The sequence below is a fragment of the Actinacidiphila glaucinigra genome, assembly GCF_035918135.1.
In the GTDB taxonomy this organism is placed as follows: domain Bacteria; phylum Actinomycetota; class Actinomycetes; order Streptomycetales; family Streptomycetaceae; genus Actinacidiphila; species Actinacidiphila glaucinigra.
This window is the reverse complement of sequence record NZ_CP109144.1, coordinates 1,003,189-1,022,667: the sequence shown is the minus strand read 5'-3', so window position 1 is coordinate 1,022,667 and position 19,479 is coordinate 1,003,189. Positions and strand designations below refer to the sequence as shown.

13 protein-coding genes are annotated in these 19,479 nt (G+C 72.2%); 6 read left to right on the top strand and 7 right to left on the bottom strand.

Features of this window, described 5'->3' with window-relative positions; all coding sequences use genetic code 11:
• Window positions 1-3 precede the first annotated feature (3 nt).
• From OIE69_RS04320 to OIE69_RS04290, 7 genes are all read right to left on the bottom strand, one after another.
• Window positions 4-1,032, bottom strand: coding sequence for an ABC transporter permease (locus OIE69_RS04320; RefSeq protein ID WP_326570586.1), 1,029 nt, complete (start codon window positions 1,030-1,032; stop codon window positions 4-6).
• Window positions 1,029-1,997, bottom strand: a complete 969-nt coding sequence (locus OIE69_RS04315) for an ABC transporter permease (protein ID WP_326570585.1) — start codon at window positions 1,995-1,997, stop codon at window positions 1,029-1,031. The genes OIE69_RS04320 and OIE69_RS04315 overlap by 4 nt, the downstream gene beginning before the upstream one ends.
• Entirely contained in the window at window positions 1,990-3,603 is a 1,614-nt protein-coding gene (locus tag OIE69_RS04310; protein WP_326570584.1) for a sugar ABC transporter ATP-binding protein, read from the bottom strand. Before OIE69_RS04310 ends, OIE69_RS04315 begins: the two co-directional genes overlap by 8 nt.
• A 95-nt stretch (window positions 3,604-3,698) precedes the next feature.
• Window positions 3,699-4,790: an ABC transporter substrate-binding protein gene (locus OIE69_RS04305; RefSeq protein WP_326570583.1), complete on the bottom strand. Its 1,092-nt coding sequence runs from the start codon at window positions 4,788-4,790 to the stop codon at window positions 3,699-3,701.
• Between the two features lie 140 nt (window positions 4,791-4,930).
• Window positions 4,931-8,242, bottom strand: coding sequence for a LamG-like jellyroll fold domain-containing protein (locus tag OIE69_RS04300; RefSeq protein WP_392567457.1), 3,312 nt, complete (start codon window positions 8,240-8,242; stop codon window positions 4,931-4,933).
• 413 nt (window positions 8,243-8,655) lie between these two features.
• Window positions 8,656-11,070: a glycoside hydrolase family 32 protein gene (locus OIE69_RS04295; RefSeq protein ID WP_326570581.1), complete on the bottom strand. Its 2,415-nt coding sequence runs from the start codon at window positions 11,068-11,070 to the stop codon at window positions 8,656-8,658.
• Window positions 11,071-11,199: 129 nt separating this feature from the next.
• Window positions 11,200-12,213, bottom strand: coding sequence for a carbohydrate kinase family protein (locus OIE69_RS04290; protein WP_326570580.1), 1,014 nt, complete (start codon window positions 12,211-12,213; stop codon window positions 11,200-11,202).
• A 261-nt stretch (window positions 12,214-12,474) separates the two neighbouring features.
• Here OIE69_RS04290 and OIE69_RS04285 point away from each other — a divergent pair, with 261 nt between their 5' ends.
• From OIE69_RS04285 to OIE69_RS04260, 6 genes are all read left to right on the top strand, one after another.
• Window positions 12,475-13,476 carry a sugar ABC transporter substrate-binding protein gene (locus OIE69_RS04285; RefSeq protein ID WP_326570579.1) on the top strand — a complete coding sequence of 334 codons (1,002 nt, stop codon included), beginning with the start codon at window positions 12,475-12,477 and terminating at the stop codon, window positions 13,474-13,476.
• Window positions 13,477-13,479: 3 nt separating this feature from the next.
• Window positions 13,480-14,475 (top strand): ABC transporter permease, encoded by a 996-nt coding sequence (locus tag OIE69_RS04280; protein WP_326570578.1) that lies wholly within the window; start codon window positions 13,480-13,482, stop codon window positions 14,473-14,475.
• Window positions 14,472-15,326, top strand: coding sequence for an ATP-binding cassette domain-containing protein (locus OIE69_RS04275; protein WP_326570577.1), 855 nt, complete (start codon window positions 14,472-14,474; stop codon window positions 15,324-15,326). The genes OIE69_RS04280 and OIE69_RS04275 overlap by 4 nt, the downstream gene beginning before the upstream one ends.
• 50 nt (window positions 15,327-15,376) lie before the next feature.
• Window positions 15,377-16,405, top strand: coding sequence for a LacI family DNA-binding transcriptional regulator (locus tag OIE69_RS04270; RefSeq protein ID WP_089223669.1), 1,029 nt, complete (start codon window positions 15,377-15,379; stop codon window positions 16,403-16,405).
• A gap of 222 nt (window positions 16,406-16,627) precedes the next feature.
• Window positions 16,628-18,058, top strand: a complete 1,431-nt coding sequence (locus tag OIE69_RS04265; RefSeq protein ID WP_326570576.1) for a cytochrome ubiquinol oxidase subunit I — start codon at window positions 16,628-16,630, stop codon at window positions 18,056-18,058.
• A complete protein-coding gene (locus OIE69_RS04260) occupies window positions 18,058-19,080 on the top strand; it encodes a cytochrome d ubiquinol oxidase subunit II (protein ID WP_326570575.1) in 1,023 nt (340 codons plus the stop codon). The genes OIE69_RS04265 and OIE69_RS04260 overlap by 1 nt, the downstream gene beginning before the upstream one ends.
• The last annotated feature ends 399 nt before the right edge of the window (window positions 19,081-19,479 follow it).

Sequence of the window (19,479 nt, the reverse complement as noted above, 5' to 3'; positions counted from 1 at the left end):
CGGTCAAGTGGTGCGCGGACCCCGCGCGAGATACCGCTGGGCCACGACCACCACGATAAGGAAGCCGCCGCTGACCACCGATTGGTACGAGGAATTGAGGGAGCCGATCTGGTTGATGAGGTTCTGGATCACCGCCAGCACCAGGACGCCCCACAGGGTGCCGCTGACCGAGCCCGCACCGCCGACCAGCAGCGTGCCGCCGATGACGACCGCGGCGATGGCGTCCAGTTCCATGCCGACGCCGATGATGGTCACGCCGGAGGACAGCCGGGCGGCGTTCAGGGCGCCCGCGAAGCCCGCGAGCAGCCCGCTGATCGCGTAGACCAGCACCCGGGTCCTGGCCACCGGCAGGCCCATCAGCGTGGCCGCGTCCGGGCTGCCGCCCACCGCGAACAGCGACTGCCCGAACGACGTCCGCTGGAGCACCAGTCCGCCGGCGGCGAAGAGCAGCAGGGCGATCAGTACCGGGTGACCGAACCCGGCCACCGTGCCCTGCCCGAGCTCCGCGAAGGCCGAACCGTGCGGCACCAGATAGGTGTCGGCGCCCTCGTCGGTCAGGGCCAGCAGCAGTCCCCGGGCGGCCAGCAGGCCCGCCAGCGTGACGATGAAGGGGGCCATCCCCGCCCGCGCGATGAGCAGACCGTGCACGGTGCCGAGCAGACCGCACACCGCGAGCGGCAGCAGCAGCGCCGGCAGTATCCCGTACTGCGAGGCCCACGCCGCGAGGACGCCGCCCAGCGCGAAGACCGAGCCGACCGACAGGTCGATGCCGCCGGTGATGACGACGAGCGTCATGCCGAGCGCCACGATCGCCAGGAACGAGGCCTGGACGGTGACGTTCCGAGCGTTGTCGAGGGTTCCGAAGGACGGGAAGACGAAGGAGGAGACCAGCACCAGCAACAGCAGGACGGCGAGTACGCCCTGCCGCTGCACCAGTACGGCCAGCCGCCGCCGGTCCCCGGCGCGGGCCGCCGCCACCGCGGGCGGCTCCGCTGCGGCCCCGGCGGAGCGGGGCGTGGTGAGTGATTTCATCGGGATCGACGCTCCCGGGCGACGTAGACGGCGACGAGGATGATGACGGCCTGGGCCATCTGCGCGGTGGAGTCGGGCAGATCGTGCTTGACCAGGGTGGCCCGCAGCAGCTGCATCAGCAGCGCCCCGCAGACCGTGCCGAGGACACGCACGGACCCGCCGGTGAGCGGGGTGCCGCCCACCACCACCGCGGTGATCGCGGACAGCTCCATCAGGGTGCCGAGGGTGGACGGGTCACTGGCCGTCAGACGGGCGGTGGCCAGCACCCCGGCCAGGGCGGCGAGTACCCCGCACACCACGTACACGCCGATCAGCACCCGCTTCACCGGCAGTCCTGCCAGCCCGGCGGCGGCGCGGTTGCCGCCGATCGCGACCAACCGGCGCCCGAAGGTGGTGCGGTGCACGACCCCGGCGACCAGCAGGGCGAGCCCACCGGCGATCAGCACGACCACGGGGACGCCCAGGACGTCGTCGGTGCCCAGGCCCAGCAGGCCCGGGTTGGCGATCTGCTTGAGCTGCCCGTCGGCCAGGACCAGCGCCAGCCCCCGGCCGCCCACGAACAGCGCGAGGGTGGCCACGATGGGCTGCAGCCCCACCACCGCGACCAGGGTGCCGTTGGCCGCGCCCACCACCGCCCCGGCGGCGAGCGCCGTCAGCAGCGCGGGCAGCAGACCGTAGCCCAGGTACAGCGGCAGCAGGGCCGCGGCGAGGGCCATGACGGACCCGACCGACAGGTCCACCCCCTCGGTGCCGATCACCAGCGCCATGCCGAGCGCCACGATCACCACCGGGGCCACCTGGACGAGCTGGGTGCGCAGGTTGGCCCCGGTCAGGAAGTGGTCGGTGAAGACGGCGTTGAACAGGACCAGCACGGCCACCGCCGCGTACACCCCGTACGCCTGGAACCAGGCGGGCGAGGGGAGCCGGACCGGGCCGCGCCGTACGGCCGGGGAGAGCTCAGCCATCGTGCCGCACCTCCTCGTCGCCGCCGCGCTTCGCGGCGGGCGCGTGCGCCGCGAGGACCTCCAGCAGCTCCCCCTCGCCGACCCGCTCGCCGGTCAGCTCCCCGGCCACCGCGCCGCCGCGCAGCACCACCAATCGGTCGGCGCCCTCCACGAGTTCCTCGATGTCGGAGGAGATGAGCAGCACCGCCAGTCCCTCCTGGGCCAGTTCGTCCACCAGTGCCTGCACCTCGGCCTTGGCCCCCACGTCGATGCCGCGCGTCGGCTCGTCGAGGAGGAGCACCTTCGGCTCCAGGCAGAGCCAGCGGGCCAGCAGCACCTTCTGCTGGTTGCCGCCGGAGAGCTCGCCCACCTTCTGCTCCGGTCCCGAGGCCTTGATCCGCAGGCGTTTCATGAAGATCTGGACGACGCGGTCCTGCCGGGCGCGCGAGACGACGCCTGCCCGGGACAGTCGCGGCATCGCCGCCAGCACGATGTTCTCCCGCACCGACAGGCCCGCGACGATGCCCTCCGCCTTGCGGTCCTCGGGGAGCAGGCTGATGCCCGCACGGATCGCGGCGGCGGGGGAGGGGCGGCCCAGCCGCCGCCCGGCGACCGTCACCGAACCGGAGTCCAGCGGCAGCGCCCCGGCCAGGGCCTTGGCGGTCTCGCTGCGCCCGGAGCCGAGCAGGCCCGCCAGGCCCAGCACCTCGCCGGGGCGCAGCTCCAGGGAGACGTCGTCCAGGACATGGCGCCGGTTCAGCCCGGAAGCGGTGAGCACCGCCTCGCGGTCGGGGTGGTGGTCCTCGCCGAAACCGGTCCGCCCGTGCCGGCGCACCTCGGAGACCTCGCGGCCGAGCATCATGGCGACCAGCTGCATGCGGTCCAGGTCCGCGAGGTCGCCGGTGTGCACCAGGCGTCCGTCGCGGAGCACCGTGACCCGGTCGCAGATCCGATACAGCTCCTCGAGGCGGTGGCTGACGTACAGGACGGAGATGCCCCGGTCGTGGAGGTCGCCGATGACCCGGAAGAGCGTCTCGACCTCGCGCGGCTCCAGCGCCGAGGTCGGCTCGTCCATCACCACGACCCCGGCCCGCACCGACACCGCGCGGGCCAGCGCCACCATCTGCCGGGTGCCCACGCCGAGGCTGCCCAGCGGGTGGCGGACGTCGGCGGTGACGCCGAAGCCCGCGAGCAGCGCCGCCGCCTCCCGGTGCATCCGCGGGAAGTCGATCAGGCCGAGGCGGTTCCTGGGCTCGCGGCCCAGGAAGATGTTCCGCGCCACGCTCATCAGCGGGACGAGGTTGACCTCCTGGTAGATCGTGGTGACCCCGGCGTGCTGTGCGTCGGACGGCCGCGAGAACGCGACCGGGCGGCCGTCGAGCCGTATCTCGCCGGTGTCCGGCCGGTGCACTCCGGTGAGGACCTTGATGAGGGTGGACTTGCCGGCGCCGTTCTCGCCGACGAGGGCGTGGATCTCGCCCCGGCGCAGGGTGAAGGAGACGTCGTCGAGCGCCACCACACCGGGGAAGCGCTTGCCGATGCCGACGGCCTCCAGCACCGCGGGCGCGGTGGGGCCGTCGTCCGGACCGGGCGGCGGTGCGGCGGGTGCCGCGTCGGGGGGTGCCATGGCGGGCCTTCCGTGGGGTCGCGGTGTCGGGGAGCCGGGGAGGGACGGGCCTGCCGCCCGGCCGGGGAGGAGGACCGGGCGGCAGGCGCGGGGGCTCAGTAGGCCCCGGACAGCGAGTCCTTGGCGTTGGCCGCGTCGTACTCGCGGTCGGAGATGATCACGTCCTCGGGGATGGCCTCGCCGGCGAAGAACTTCTGCGCGGTGGCGAAGGCGAGCGGCCCGAAGCGCGGGTTGGACTCGATGACGCCGTTGTACTGGCCGTTCGCCAGCGCCTGCACGGCGTTGCGCGTGCCGTCGATGGACACGATCTTGACGTCCTTGCCGGGCTTCTTCCCGGCGGCCTTGAGCGCGGTGACCGCGCCGAGGCCCATCTCGTCGTTCTCCGCGTAGACGGCGGTGATCCCGGGGTTCGCCTGGATCAGCTGCTCCATCACCTGCTGGCCCTTGTCGCGGGCGAACTCGCCGGTCTGCTGGGCGACGATCTCCAGGCCGGGAGCCTGCGCCTTGATCTGGTCGACGAATCCCTTGGTGCGGTCGGTGGTGACGTTGTTGCCGGAGGCCCCGAGCAGGATCGCGACCTTGCCCTTGCCACCGGTCACCTTGATCATCTGGTCGGCGGCGCGCTTGCCCTGCTCGACGAAGTCCGAGCCGAGGAAGGCCATGTAGTCCTTGCAGGCGGTGGCGTTGATCTTGCGGTCGATGGTGATGACGGGCACGTGCTTGGCCGCCGCCGCGCGCAACGCGGGCTCCAGGCCGTCGGAGTTGAGCGGCGCGACGATCAGCAGCTGGGCGCCCTGAGCGAGCATGTCCTGGATGTCGGTGATCTGCTTGGGCAGTTGCGACTGCGCGTTGGTGGTGAGCAGCTTCTTGACGCCGAGTTTCGCCGCCTCGTCCTTGATGGACTGGGTCTCCGCGATGCGGAAGGGGTTCGCCTCCTTCTCCGACTGCGAGAAGCCGACGACGGCGTCCTTGAGGTCGATCTTCTGCGCTCCGTAGCTCTGCAGGGTGCAGCCGCTGCCGGAGGCGTCGGCCGCCGCGGTCGGGGACTGTACGACCTGGGCGCCCTCGGAGGAGGCGGAGGAGGCGCTGCCGGAGCCCTCCTCCTTGGCGCAGGAGGTGGCGGTCAGGGCGGCCGCGGCGGTGAGGCACACGACGGCAAGGAAGCGGGTGGAACGGGAGGTGCTCATGGACGTTCAACTCCTCGGAGAGCGGTGTGCGACCTGATCAGGGGTGGTGCGGTGGTTCCCGCCGTCGCCCCGGGGGACGGCCCGGGAAGCGGCCCGCCCCGCCCACATGACGGGGCGGGCCGCTCATGGTCGGTGCCCGGTCAGCGCTTCGCCGGTACGGCGGGTTCGCCGGCCGCCAGGGACGCCACCTCGGCGGCGGTCAGCGCGCGGTCGTAGGCGTGCACGTCGGAGATCGCGCCGCCCCAGTAGTCGACGCGGTTCCCGCCGTACTTGCCGCGGCCGATCACCAGGTGGCCCGAGGGCCCCTCGGCGTTGCAGCCGCGGACCGAACCGGCCTCGCCGCCGTCCACGTAGATGCGCAGCCGGCCGTCTCGGTGGCTGTAGCTGCCCACCAGGTGGTACCAGCGGCCCGCCTCCGGCTCGCCGATGGTGCCCGCGAGGGCCCGGCTGCCGGCGAAGCTGAACGCGAACCGCTTGTCGGCCTGCGAGTACTGCAGGTAGAAGGCGCTGTTGGCGTCGCCGTCGACGGACACCGCGGTGCTGAAGTGCCCCTTGTCGTCCAGCCGGACCCAGGCGGCCACCGAGTAGTCGTGGCGGTCGGTGTCCAGCACGGCGGCGCCGGTGTCGACGGAGCCGGTGCGGCCGTCGAACTGCAGGGCGGCGCCGTTCGGACCGGTCGTCCAGCTCGTGCCGCCGCTCAGCGTGCCGTCGTGCTCCCCGGCGACGTCCTTCGCGACGGTTCCGGAGCCCTCGTGCAGCGGCCACCATCCGACGCCGTTCGGCCCTGGCGTGCCGGGCGGCACGTCGGCCCCGCCGGCGGCGGCGCCGGCCGCGATGACCTGGCGGTTGACCTCCCGTACCTGCTCCGGGAGCACCTTGACCACGTCGCGGTCGTAGGTGAGCAGGCCGTTGAGCTCGCCCTCGACGTCGGTGATCTGCGTGTAGACCGAGCCGGACAGGCCGCAGGCCGCCGGGCGGAGCAGCTTGCGGGTGTTCTCCACGTAGGCCGCGGTCAGCTCCTCCTTGCTGTGGGCGGCGTCGCCGTAGTCCTGGCCGCCCGCGGTGCCGAGGATGTGGCCGGGGACGAGGTAGGAGTAGCCGCCGTGCTCGCCGTCGACGGCGGCGCGGGTGTCGTCCGGGGCGGGACTGGCCGGGCCGTGGTAGTCGTGGAAGTCGATCAGGTCCCCTCGGCCCGAATCACCCTTGGAGGCACAGCAGTTGACGCCGGAATGCGCGTCCACCAGACGAGAGGGGTCCTGCTGCCTGACGGCGTCGGCGAGCTCGCCGGTGGCCTGCCTGCTCCACTCGCCCCAGCCCTCGTTCATCAGCGTCCACACCAGGACGGACGGGGTGCTGATGTGCTGGTCGACGATCTGGTGGACCTGGTCGACGAAGGCCTCGGTCTCCGGGGTGCCGGCGGCCGCGGTGCCTCGGCTGGGCATGTCCTGCCACACCATCAGGCCCAGCCTGTCCGCCCAGTAGTACCAGCGGGCGGGTTCGACCTTGATGTGCTTGCGGACCGCGTTGAAGCCGAGCTTCTTGTGCTGGACGAGGTCGTACTTCAGGGCCTCGTCGGTCGGCGCGGTGTGGAGGCCGTCGGGCCAGAAGCCCTGGTCGAGGGTGGCGAGCACGAACACGGGCTTGCCGTTGAGCTTGATCCGGTTGGTGCCGCCGGCCGGGGACACCTCGATCGACCGCATGCCGAAGTAGGAGCGGACGCGGTCCTTGCCGCGGCCGTCGGTGAGGGTGACATCGAGGTCGTAGAGGTACGGGTCGTCCGGGCTCCACAGGTGGGCGCGGGGGACGGGCAGCCGCAGGGCGGTGCCGGCGGCGCCGGTGACCGAGCCGGCCTTGCGCCCGTCACGGGTGTACGCGGTGGCGGTGACCTTCGCGCCCGGCGAGGTGCCCGCGCCCGGCCGTACGGTGACGGCGAGCGAGGAGTCCGCGACGTCCGGCGTCAGCACCAGCGAGTCGACCGACGCCTCGGGGACGGGCTCCATCCAGACGGTCTGCCAGATGCCCGAACTCGGCGTGTACCAGATGCCGCCGGGCGTGCGGGACTGCTTGCCGAGCGCGTAGCGGTCGTCGGTGGTGTCCTTGACCTTCACCAGCAGGGTCTGCGGACCGCGCCCGGAAAGGGCGTCGGTGACGTCGGCCGTGAACGCCTGGTAGCCGCCGGTGTGGTGGGCGACCTCGCGGCCGTTGACGTACACCCAGGCCTCGTAGTCCACGGCGCCGAAGTTGAGCTTCAGCCGGTTGCCGGAGCGGACCCGCCAGTCGTCGGGGACGGTGAAGGTGCGCTGGTACAGCGACCAGTCGTGGTGCCGGGCGACGCCCGACAGACCCGACTCCATCGGGTAGGGCACGACGATGCTGCCGCTCAGCTTGCCCTGGGGGAGCGCCGCGTCCTGCGCGGTCGGCTGGAACTGCCAGGTCCCGTTGAGGTTCTTCCACTTCTCGCGGGTCAGCTGCGGCCGCGGGTAGTCGGGCAGCGGGTGGGACGGGGAGACGTCCTTGGCCCATCTGGTCTGGAAGTACCACGTCGAGTCGTTGCGCGCGACGACCGAGAAGGGGCCGAGCGCGCCGTCGGCGGTGGTGATGCCGCCCCTGCCGTCGTAGCTGAGCCGTACGTCGGCGTGGAGCGAGACCGGAGAGTCGGACTCGGCCGGCTTCAGCACCAGCCGGGTGGGGTGCTTGGGGTCGCGGGCGACGGTGGCGGACCAGCGGGTGCCGCCGGACAGCAGGGCCAGGTGCGATGCCGCGCCTTCGGGGAGGGCGGTCACGGGGGAGTCCAGCTCGACGGTGGCGGTGCGGCCGGTGCCGGCGACCGTCGCCTCGGCGTCCGCCGGGGCGAAACCGGCCGGCAGGTGCAGCGCGGAGTCCGGTACGGGGCGGCGGTCGAAGCCCGGCCCCGACCACTCGGTGTGCAGGTAGGCGCCGCCGTTGCCCTGGTTGTAGTCGTAGGCGAGCTCGTGCAGGCCGGCGGTCAGGGTGATCGGCTGCGAGGTGGTCTGGACGTCCCAGTCCGTGGTCCAGTGGTCGATCACGCTCGCGCCGTCCAGGGACATGCGGAAGCCGTTGTCGCCCTTGATGTAGAACGTGTAGGTGCCGTCGGCGGGCACCTCCAGGCGGCCCGTCCAGCGGACGGCGACGCTGTCCGTGGTGCCGGCGTAGGCGCGCAGGGTGGGCAGCAGGTCGTCCACGTGGAGTGAGCTGTCGATCCGGGTGCCGGTGTACCGGGCGAAGTCCAGGGCCGTGCCGCTGGACATCCGGTAGTAGTCGCCGCGCAGGCCCGCGTCGGCGGAGGCGGCGGTGACGTCGGTGGGGACGTCGGTCGTGGCCGGGGGCCGGGCGGACGCCGTGACCGGCGTCAGCAGGGCCGCTCCGAGGAGGAGCGCCACCAGGGCGATTAACCGAGCAAAGCCGTTGGTACGTCGTCGGCCAGGACTCATGGTGCACCTTCCGTGGGAGTCGTCGACGCCTTGACGGGAAAGTTGCGGGTCAGGAGTGTGCGGTGCCTGGAACCAAGAGCGCTGCACGCCGGGAACGTGGTTGTACAACGTTGGAAATTCTCGGCGCGGAGAGCATGAAAGCAGGGCCCTGACGCCGTGTCCAGACCCCGCGTCGAACCTCGTCTAAGGGCCGTCAGGTCAGGCGGAAACGCGGCGGGCAGCCTTGTGCGCCCGTGCGGGCACCGAGCGGAAGGGGATCACGGGGCACGGATGACGAGGATGAAGTGGCCCTGACAAGGGGTGGGCGGGATACCGTCACGGCGAACCGGAATGTGTTCAACGTTGGAAAAGGGCACGGCGGAGGGACCACCCGGGGCAGGCCGCGGAGGCCCGCCCCGAGCGGTCCCGGTGGGTCAGCCGATGCTCAGGTTCTGCACCTGCGTGTTCGCCGCGAAGCCGTTCACCCCGAACAGGCCGGTGGCGTAGGCGTCGTCGGTGGCGTCGATGACGGGATCGGCGGAGCCGCCGAGCCAGACCCGGATGCGGGAGCCGTCCGTCCGCACCTTCAGGTGGTAGGTGCGGCCCTCGACGATCTGCGTGGCATGGGTCGCGATGTCCCGGCCGGGCCGCCACAGCTTGACGACGCCGCTGGTGTCGATGTTCGCCGTGTAGCCCGCGCCGTCGTCGCGGGCCCGGAAGGTGAGACCGGCCGCCGTGCCGTTGGTGACGGACAGGTCCCCCTCGTAGGTGAAGTCACCGCCCGTGCGGTCGCTGAGGTAGAAGCCGTCCTGCGGCGAACTGCCCCTCAGCCCGGACGGCGTGACCGTCCAGGTGCCGCCCCGCGGGGTCCACCTGCCGGCGGGGAAGGCGGAGAAGCCGGCCGTACCGGTGTCGAGGTTCTGCACCGTCGCCGTGCCGTTGAAGATGTTCACCCCGAACACGCCGGAGGTGTAGGTCGTGTCGGTGGCGTCGATGACGGGGTCGGTGCCGTTGTCCAGCCAGACCCGGATGCGCGAGCCGGTCGTCTGCACCTTCAGGTGGTAGGCGCGCCCCTTGGCGATCGGGGTGCTGTAGGTCGCGATGTCCCGGCCGGGCCGCCACAGCTTGAGGACGCCGCTGGTGTCGATGTTCGCCGTGTAGCCCGCGCCCTGGGCGTCAGCGCGGAACGTCAGGCCCGCCGCCCGCGCGGTGTCCAGGGTGAGGTCGCCCTGGTAGACGGCGTCACCGCCGCTGCTCGCGCTCAGGTAGAACCCGTCCCCGCCGGCCGACGCGCGCTTGCCGCCGCTGACGTCGGTCCACGCCCCGCCCGCGGCGTGCCACGGGCCCTTGAGGTTGCTCTCCAGGGTGGACTGTGCCGTGCCCCAGCTGGTGTTGAGCCGGGTGAAGGTCGCGGAGTCCAGCTTCACCTTGCCGCCGACGGCGAAGAGCCGGATGCCCTGACTGTCGGCGGCGGAGTCGAAGTCGACGTTGTCGGACAGGGAGTAGAGCCCGCCGTCGGCGAACGTCTCCAACTGCCCGCGGTCCACCAGCAGCCGCATCGTGACCTTGCCGTTCCGCGGCTTGAGCGGCTTGCCCCGCAGGGTCTGCGCCCTGGTGTCGTAGACGACACTGCGGTCGGCGGTGCCGTCGGAGCGGGCGTGCAGGTCGAAGCCGAACCCCGTCGCGGTCGCGCCCTTCACGTCGAACTGGGCGGTGATCTCGTAGGTGTCGGCCTTGATGTCCCCGAAGAGGTTGCCGCCCTTGGCCGCGTCGACCGTCTGGTTCTTCCAGCTCCGGGTCTCCGAGCCCAGCGAGCCGAGTTCGGCGACCGGGGTCCGGGTGATCCGCGGCCCGTCCGGGGTGCTGACCAGGCCGAGGGAGACGGGGAAGGTGGAGTTGCCCGTCCAGGTGCTGCCGCGGTTGCCGCCCTGCCAGGCCATCTGCACGGTGCGGCCGTCGGGCGTGTCCGCGAACGTCTGGGCGGCGTAGAAGGTGCCCCCGGCGAAGGTGGTGCCCAGGTCCATCTGCTGCGGGCCGGTCCAGTCGGTGCGGAAGGTCGTGCCGTCGAAGGAGCCGACGACGTACTGACTGGACGCGGAGGTCAGGACCCACCGCTGCTGCCCGGCCTTGCCGTCCAGGGCCAGAGGGTACATGTCGGGGCACTCAAAGAGCCACGGCGCTCTGAAGCGGCTGGCGAAGCTCCAGTCGAGGAGGTTCGGGGAGGTGTAGATGTCCACGCCGTTGCCGCCCTTGTTGGACCAGACGACCATGGCCCAGCGGTGGCGTGCCGCGTCCCAGAACACCTTGGGGTCACGGCTCTCGACGGGGATCTCGATCTGCTTGCGGCCCTTGTCGTACGCCTGGAACGTGCGGCCGTTGTCGTTGCTGTAGAAGACGCTCACGCCGTCGGTGTTGGAGAACACCACGATCGGGTCCAGGGAACCCGTCTTCAGCCCGGAGGTGTTGGCCTTGTCCACGACGCCGCCGCCCGAGAAGAGCGTGCCGGGGTGGACGCCGGGTTCGAGAGCGATCGGCTTCTGGGTCCAGTGCACCAGGTCGGGGCTGGTGGCGTGGCCCCAGTGCATGGTGTCCCAGTCCAGGCCGTGCGGATTGTGCTGGTAGAAGAAGTGGTAGAGCCCGTTGGCGAACACCAGGCCGTTGGGGTCGTTCATCCAGCCCGACTGCGAACTGAAGTGGAACTGGCCGCGGAACGGCTCGCTGTAGGTGGTCGCCGGATACGGGAATTCCGCGTAGTCCCCCGCGGTCCCGGCGACCGCGGGGGTGCCCGGCAGTAACGCGGCCAGGCTCGCGATCAGGGCGACGAGCAGCGCCCCGACTCTTCGACGCATGTGAACCCACTCTCTGCACGCCGGTGATGTCATCGTTGACATATGTCATCGCTGACATCCGATCGATGACCGATGATGGGCCCCTGCCGGGGAGCCGTCAACGCCCCGCACAGGATCGGCTGCGTCCCGTCAGGTCCCCGGGCGGGCGGTCAACTCGGTTTCGTACGAATTCACTTGGCGGGCCCACGGCGGGTTCGGTCCCGGGACGGCGCAGGTCAGCGCGGCCACCCGGGTCGCGTATGCGCAGGCCGCCAGGACGTCCTCGATCCGCAGGCCGTCGAGCCGGCCGCCCAGCAGCCCGCGGCCGCCGAGATGGTGCAGCAGCCCCGCGGTGAAGGAGTCCCCGGCGCCGACGGTGTCGACCACCCGGGCCGGCACCCCGGGCACGGAGATCCGCCTGCCGTCGAGCGAGGCGAGGGCGCCCCGCGCGCCGCGGGTGACCACGACCAGCCGGGCACCCGCCGCGTGGAAGCCGTCGCAGGCGGCCTCGGGCGGGGTGTCCGGGGCCAGTACGGCGAGGTCGTCCTCGCTCAGCCGGAGGACGTCCGCCGTCGCGCACCACGTCCGGATCCGGTCGCGGTAGACCCGCGGATCGACCAGGGCGGGCCGGACGTTGGGATCGATGCTGACCGTCGCATGCCGTCTCGCCCCCGCCAGGACCTCCTCCACGAGGGCGGCGCCCGGCTCCCTGACCAGGGCGAGCGAACCGGAGTGGACGCAGGCCGGGTCGCCGAGCGCGGCGCGGCCCAGCTCCCCGCGCGTCCACTGCCAGTCCGCGGTGCCCTCGGCGTGGAAGGAGTACGCGGCCTGCCCGTCGCCGTCCACGTCGGCGACCGCCAGCGTGCTGGGTTCGGGAGCGGCCGTGGCGGCCGACAGGTCGACGCCGGATTCCAGCAGGTGGGCGCGGAACAGCCGGCCGAAGACGTCCCCCGACAGCCGCGCCAGCAGCCGGGTCGGCGTGCCGAGACGGGCCAGGCCCACGGCGGTGTTGGCCGGGCCGCCGCCCGGCAGGACGCGCAGCCGCAGCCCCTGTGAGGGATCCGGGGAGCGGCCGTGCGCACCGGACGGGACCTGCCCGTCCCCGGGTTCGGGGAAGACATCGGCGACGCACTCTCCGAGCACGGTGACCTGACGCGGCTGCATGGGGAGGTTCCTCCAGGTGGGGACGGGGATACGGGCCGGACCCCGGCGGCGGCCCGGGGCGGGGTGCGCGGGGCGGGCTCCGCGGGTCGCCAACCGGCTTTCGCTGCAGGGGCATTGACGTTGCCGGAGCGGGAGTCCATCATCCTCCGCAAGCGGTGTCAACGATGACATGTGTCAACGTTGGCACTCTCCTGGCGAGATCCTTCGCCGACGCAGCGCCATACGGCTGTCCCCGCTCACTGCATCCCGTAGGAGTCGCAGATGTCCCGTAGAGCCCGTCCGGTCCTCGTCATCGGTGCCGCCGGCCTCGCCCTGTCACTGGCCGCGTGCGGTTCCGGTTCCGGCGGCGGCTCCCCGTCCGGGGGCAAGGTCAAGGTCGGCCTGATCACCAAGACCGACACGAATCCCTACTTCGTCAAGATGAAGCAGGGCGCGGAGCAGGCCGCCAAGAGCGAGAACGTCGAACTGACCACGGCGGCGGGCAAGTTCGACGGCGACAACGCGAGTCAGGTCACCGCGCTGGAGAACATGGTCGCCGCCGGCGTCAAGGGCGTGCTCATCACCCCCAACGACTCCAAGGCCATCGTCCCCGCGATCGCCAAGGCACGCGCCAAGGGCGTGCTCGTCATCGCGCTGGACACCCCACCGGAGCCGCAGGACGCCGCCGACGCGCTCTTCGCCACCGACAACGTGAAGGCCGGCGAGCTGATCGGCGCGTACGCCAAGGCCGCGATGGCCGGCAAGACGCCGAAGATCGCCACGCTGGACCTCGCCCCCGGTGTGTCGGTCGGCGTGCAGCGCCACGAGGGCTTCGTCAAGGGCTTCGGCGTCAGCGCCTCCGACCCGTCGATCGTCTGCTCCCAGGACACCGGCGGCGACCAGGCCAAGGGGCAGACCGCCATGGAGAACTGCCTGCAGAAGGCGCCGGACATCAACCTGGTCTACGCGATCAACGAGCCTGCCGCGCTGGGCGCGTACACCGCCATCAAGGCCAAGGGCCGCGAGAAGGACGTCATGATCGTCGCCATCGACGGCGGCTGCACCGGCGTGCAGGCGGTCAAGGACGGCAGGATCGCCGCGACCTCCCAGCAGTACCCCCTGAAGATGGCCGCCGACGGCGTCAAGGCGGTGGCCGCGTTCGCCAAGGACGGCAAGAAGACCAGCGGCTACACCGACACCGGCGTCACCCTGATCACCGACAAGGCGCAGGCGGGCACGCAGGCCGAGGACACCGGCTTCGGCCTGCAGAACTGCTGGGGCTGAGCCGTGACCGCATCCACCTCGCTCCCCGCCGTGGGCAGGGAACCGGCCGCGCTGCGCCGGTTCCTCACGGCGCCCGCCGCGGGACCGTTCGCGGCCCTCGTCCTCGCCTCGGTGTTCTTCTCCCTGGCCACCGACCAGTTCCTCTCCGGGGGCAACTTCTCGCTGATCCTCCAGCAGGTCATGGTGGTCGGCACGCTCGCCATCGGCCAGACGCTGATCATCCTCACCGCCGGCATCGACCTGTCGTGCGGGGCGGTCATGGCCTTCGGCGGCATCCTCATCGCCAAGCTCGCCGTCCAGGGGCCGCTGCCGCCGCTGCTCGCGATCGGCCTGGGCATCCTGGTCTGCGGAGTGTTCGGGCTGGTGAACGGGCTGCTGGTGCGGACGGTGCCGCTGCCCCCGTTCATCGTGACGCTGGGCATGCTCAACGTCGCCTTCGCCCTCACCCACATCTACTCCGACGAGCAGACCGTCACCGGCCTGCCGGAACCGCTCACCGCGCTGGGCCGCACCTTCCCGCTCGGCAGGACGGACGTCACCTACGGGTCGCTGGTCACCATCGCCCTCTTCCTGGGCTTCGCCTACGCGCTGAGCAGCACCGCCTGGGGCCGTCACGTCTACGCCCTCGGCAACAGCGCGGAGAGCGCGCGGCTCAGCGGCATCCGGGTCTCCCGGCTGACCGTCGGCGTCTACGCGGTGGCCGGACTCGTCTACGGGGTCGCCGCCCTGCTGCTGGTGTCGCGGACCGGGGTCGGCGACCCCCAGGCGGGGCAGACCGACAACCTCGACAGCATCACCGCCGTCGTCCTCGGCGGGACGAGCCTCTTCGGCGGCCGGGGCACCGTCCTCGGCACGTTCGTCGGCGTGCTCATCGTCGGCGTCTTCCGCAACGGCCTGCAGTTGATGGGCGTCTCGTCCGTCTACCAGACACTGGTCACCGGTGTGCTGGTGATCCTCGCGGTGACCGTCGACCAGCTCTCGCGAAAGGGGACCCGATGACCGGCCCCGAGTCCCCCGCTCCCGCCGCAGGGCCGGAACCCGTGCTCAGCGCGCGCGGCCTGGTCAAGCGTTACGGGCACGTCACCGCCATCGACCACGCCGACTTCGACCTCATGCCGGGCGAGGTGCTGGCCGTCATCGGCGACAACGGCGCCGGCAAGACCAGCCTGATCAAGGCACTCACAGGAGCCCTCGTCCCCGACGCCGGCGAGGTCCGGCTGCACGGAAGGCCCATCAGGTTCGCCGGGCCGCAGGACGCGCGGGCGCACGGCATCGAGACGGTGTACCAGGACCTCGCCGTCGCCGCGTCCATGGACATCGCCTCCAACATGTTCCTGGGGCGCGAGATCCGCCGCGCCGGCGTGCTCGGCTCGGTGTTCCGCCTCCTGGACAAGAAGGCGATGCGCCGTCAGGCCGCCGAGCACATGGCCGCGCTCAAGGTCGGCGTCGGCTCCATCACGCAGCCGGTGGAGACGCTGTCCGGCGGCCAGCGCCAGGCCGTCGCCGTCGCCCGCGCCGCCGCCTGGGCGCGCAGCGTCGTGGTGATGGACGAGCCGACCGCCGCCCTCGGGGTCAAGGAGTCGGGACAGGTCCTCGACCTCATCCGCCGCGTCCGGGACAAGGGCATCCCGGTGATCCTCATCAGCCACAACATGCCCCACGTCTTCGAGATCGCCGACCGCGTCCACGTCCACCGGCTCGGCAGGCGGGAGGCCGTCATCAAGCCGTCGGACTACTCCATGGCCGAGGTGGTGGCCATCATGACCGGCGCGCTCGGCGTGCGTCCGGACGGCGGTACGGTCGTGGCGGACAGTGACGCAGCCTCGGCCGCGGGGGTCCTGGGGAGCTGACCGACGCGCTCCGGCATCCGCGGGGCCGACACACGGAGAAAAGGTGGTCCATGACAGCGACCCGCAGACCGACCCTCGCCGACGTGGCCCGCGAGGTGGGTGTCAGTGCCAAAACGGTCTCCCGGGTGCTGAACGAGGACGGTCCCAGCTCCCCGGAGACCAGGAGGCGGGTGCTGGAGGCCGTGGCGAAGCTCGGTTTCCAGCCCAACCTCATGGCCAGGAGCATGCGGGTCGGCGGTCCCGACACCACCGTGGGGCTCGTGGTGCCGGACCTCGGCAACCCGTTCTTCGGCGCCGTCGCGGGCGGCATCGAGGACGCCGTGCACGGCCACGGACTGACCCTGCTGATGGGCTCGTCGGACGACGACCCGGAGCGGGAGCACGCGCTGATCCGCACCTTCCTGGCCCGCCGGGTGAGCGTGCTCATGGTCGCGCCGGCGGTGGGCGCCGACCACGCCCACCTCAAGTCCCACCGGGCCGCCGGGATGCCGGTGGTCTTCCTCGACCGGCCCGGCAACGGCCTCACCACCGACACCGTCGTCAGCTCCAACCGGGCCGGCACCCAGGAGGGCGTCGCCCACCTGATCGCCGGCGGACACCGCAGGATCGGGTTCATAGGCGACCTGCCGGCCCGGCTCTACACGCGCCGCGAACGCCAAGCCGGCTACCGCGCGGCGCTCGCCGGGGCGGGCCTGCCCCACGACCGCGGCCTCGTCGCCGACGCGCACGACCCGGCGGGCGCCGCCGAGGCGACGGCCCGGCTGCTCGCCCTGCCGGACCCGCCCACCGCGCTGCTGTCGGGCAACAACGTCATGACGATCGGGGTCATGACCGAGCTGTCCCGCAGCGGGCGCAAGGACGTCGCGGTGGTCGCCTTCGACGACGTCCCCATGGCCGGCATCCTCGAACCCGCGCTCACCGTCGTGGCCCAGAACCCCGTCACCATGGGCGAGTCGGCGGGCGCGGCGGCCCTCGAACGCCTCGGGGGCGACCGCGGCCGCGCCCGTACGATCCTGGTCGACACCCGGCTCGTACCTCGCGGCTCGGGAGAGCTGCCCCCACCCGCACGCACTCGCTGAGCGCCCACCGCCGCGCTGAGGGCCGGCCGGGCGGCCCGGTACGGGGACCTCGCGGCCACCGAACGGGTTGTCGGCCCCGCCCGTGGTGCGCATTACCACCCAAACCGACCGTCGTGACCTAAGGTGATCGTCCTGTCGCGAAAGGGTCGTGGTCGATGTGATGGCGGTGGCGAACGCGGGCTGTCCGGGCCGGAAGCCCTCCGCGGACGGACGGTGCGGACGGTGACGGGGGCCTGGGACCTCCTGGCGCAGGGCCTGACCTCGGCGGGTGATCCCGATCAGCTGCTGCCGGCCCGTCAGCAGATGGCCTTCACCCTGGGGTTCCACATCATCCTGGTGCCGTTCGGCGTCGCCCTCACCGCGCTGATGCTCATCGCGAACCACCGCGGTCTGCGCCGCGGGGACGCCGACGCCATGCTGCTCGCGCGGCGCTGGTCGAAGGTGGCCGCGGTGCTCTTCGCCGTGGGGGCGATCACCGGCACCGTCCTCTCCTTCGAACTCGGCATCCTCTGGCCGGGCCTGATGCGCGGGTACGGGCCGGCGTTCGGCTTCCCGTTCGCCATCGAGGGGCTCTTCTTCTTCCTCGAGGCGATCTTCGTCTCCCTCTACATCTACGGCTGGGACCGGCTCTCGCCCTGGGCGCACTTCTGGACGGGCGTACCGGTCGCGCTGTCGAGCATCGGCGGCGCGGCCGCCGTCATCGCGGCCAACAGCTGGATGAACCAGCCCGGCGGCTTCACGATGCGCGACGGCAGGATCGTCGCCGTCCGGCCCGCGGAGGTCTTCTTCAACGGGGCCTTCCTGTGGGAGTTCCTCCACATGCTGCTCGCCGCCTACATCGTCGCCGGCTTCGCGGTGGCGAGCGTCTACGCGGTGGGCATGCTGCGCGGCCGCACGTCCCGCTACCACCGCACCGGGTTCCTCATCGGGTTCGTCACCGCCGCCGTCGCGCTGCCCCTGCAGGTCCTGGTGGGCGACACCATCGCCCGGTACGTCTACCAGGCCGAGCCCGCCAAGTTCGCCGCGATCGAGATGCTGCCGGACACCGGCACGCACGTCCCCGAGACGCTCGGCGGCGTGCTCGTCGACGGGAAGGTCCGCTACGGCCTCCCCGTACCGGACATGGCCTCCCTGCTGGCCGGCTTCCACCCCTCCACCGAGATCAAGGGGCTCGACGCGATCCCCGCCGACGTGCGCCCCTCGGACCGGATCGTCAGCACCGTCCACCTCGCCTTCGACGTCATGGTGGGGCTCTCCTTCGCGCTGCTGGCGCTGGCCGTGTGGTTCGCCTGGCTGTGGTGGCGGCGGCGCCCCCTGGAGCGCCAGCGGTGGTTCCTGCGCTGCTGCGCGGTCAGCGGGCTGGCCGCCGTGGCCTGCCTGGAGAGCGGATGGGTCGTCACGGAGGTGGGCCGCCAGCCCTGGACCGTCGTCGGTCACCTCCTCACCCGGGACGCGGTGACCACCCAGGGCAACCTGTGGCCGTTCTTCGGGTCGGTCGTCGTCATCTACGCGGCGGTGGGCGTCGGCGCGGTGACGGTGCTGCTGTCGATGAAGCGGCGCTGGCGGGCCGAGGGCGACGACAGCGTGGACGTCCCCTACGGTCCGCGCACCGGCACGGAGCCCGTCGGCGCGCGCGCCGGGACGGAGGAGTGATGCCGGACGCCGTCGCCGCCTTCCTCTTCCTCGGCGTCATCGCCTACTGCCTCTTCGGCGGCGCCGACTTCGGCGCCGGGTTCTGGGACCTCACGGCGGGCGGGGCCGCGCGGGGCAGAGGCACCAGGCACCTGATCGACACCTGTGTCGGCCCGGTGTGGGAGGCCAACCACACCTGGCTCGTCTACTGCCTGGTCTTCCTCTGGTCGGGGTTCCCGGTCGCGTTCACCGCCATCACCACGACCCTCTACATCCCGCTCGGCATCGCCGTCCTCGGCATCGTGCTGCGCGGCGCCGGCTTCGCCTTCCGCAAGGTCTCGCTGCGCACCCCCGAGCAGCGCCTGTACGGCGTCGCCTTCGCCGCGTCGTCCGTCCTGACCCCCTACTGCTTCGGGTCGATCGCCGGGGGCATCGCCTCCGGGCGCGTGCCCACGGCGGGCAACGGGGACGCCGTCACCAGTTGGCTGAACCCGACCTCGGTGCTCGGCGGCGTGCTGGCCGTCCTCGTCTGCGCCTACCTCGCCGCGACGTACCTGTACGTGGCCGCCCGTCAGCAGCGCGACCACACCCTGCAGCGGCGCTTCCGCGGCAGGGCCCTGCTCGCGGCAGTGCTGACCGGGGCCGTCAGCATCGCCGGCGTGTTCGTCCTGAGGCAGGACGCGCCGCACCTGTTCCGCCGGCTCAGCCACGGCGCCCTGCCACTGGTGCTGCTGGCAGCCCTCTGCGGGATCGCGACCATGGCCGTGGTGTGGCGTGAGCGGACCCGGTTCCTGCGCGGGCTCGCCGCGGCCGCGGTCGCCCTGGTCGTGCTCGGCTGGGGGGTCGCCCAGTACCCGTACCTGCTCGGCACCCATCTGGAGATCGACGAGGCGGCGGCCCCGGAGGCCACGCTGGCGGTGACGATCGGCGTCGCCGTGGTGGCCGGACTCCTCATCTTCCCCTCGATCGCGCTGCTCTTCCGGCTCGCCAACCGGGGCAGCCTGCGGCCGCCGGACCGGGAACCGGCCGAACCTGGTCCCTGAGGGCGCCTGGTGGGAGCGGGCTCGCCGTGATCGGCGACGCCGAGCGTGGACCGGGCCGAACGGCCGGAGTTCGGCCGCGCGGGGGATGGCGCGTCACGGCAGCGGGTGTGTTCGTACACTTCGGCTGCGTCGGGCGCGGGAGTCTGCGCCGGTCGTCATCGCCACCGGCGCGAGTGTGCCTGCCCGCGTGGGGTGGCCACGAGGGCCTTGCCGACCGGTGTGCTCACGGGTGTCGCCGGACCGGTGGACGTGATCGGCGTTCCGGGGGCAGCCGCAGTCGGCGGGGTGGTCATGGGCCGGGTGTACCGGCGTGGGGGAGTCCCGGGCGGTCGCGCGCAGTGCGCGCGGGGACGCCGGCCGCCGAGCCGTCCTCGGCCGCGCGGGAGGCCCTGTCGCGAT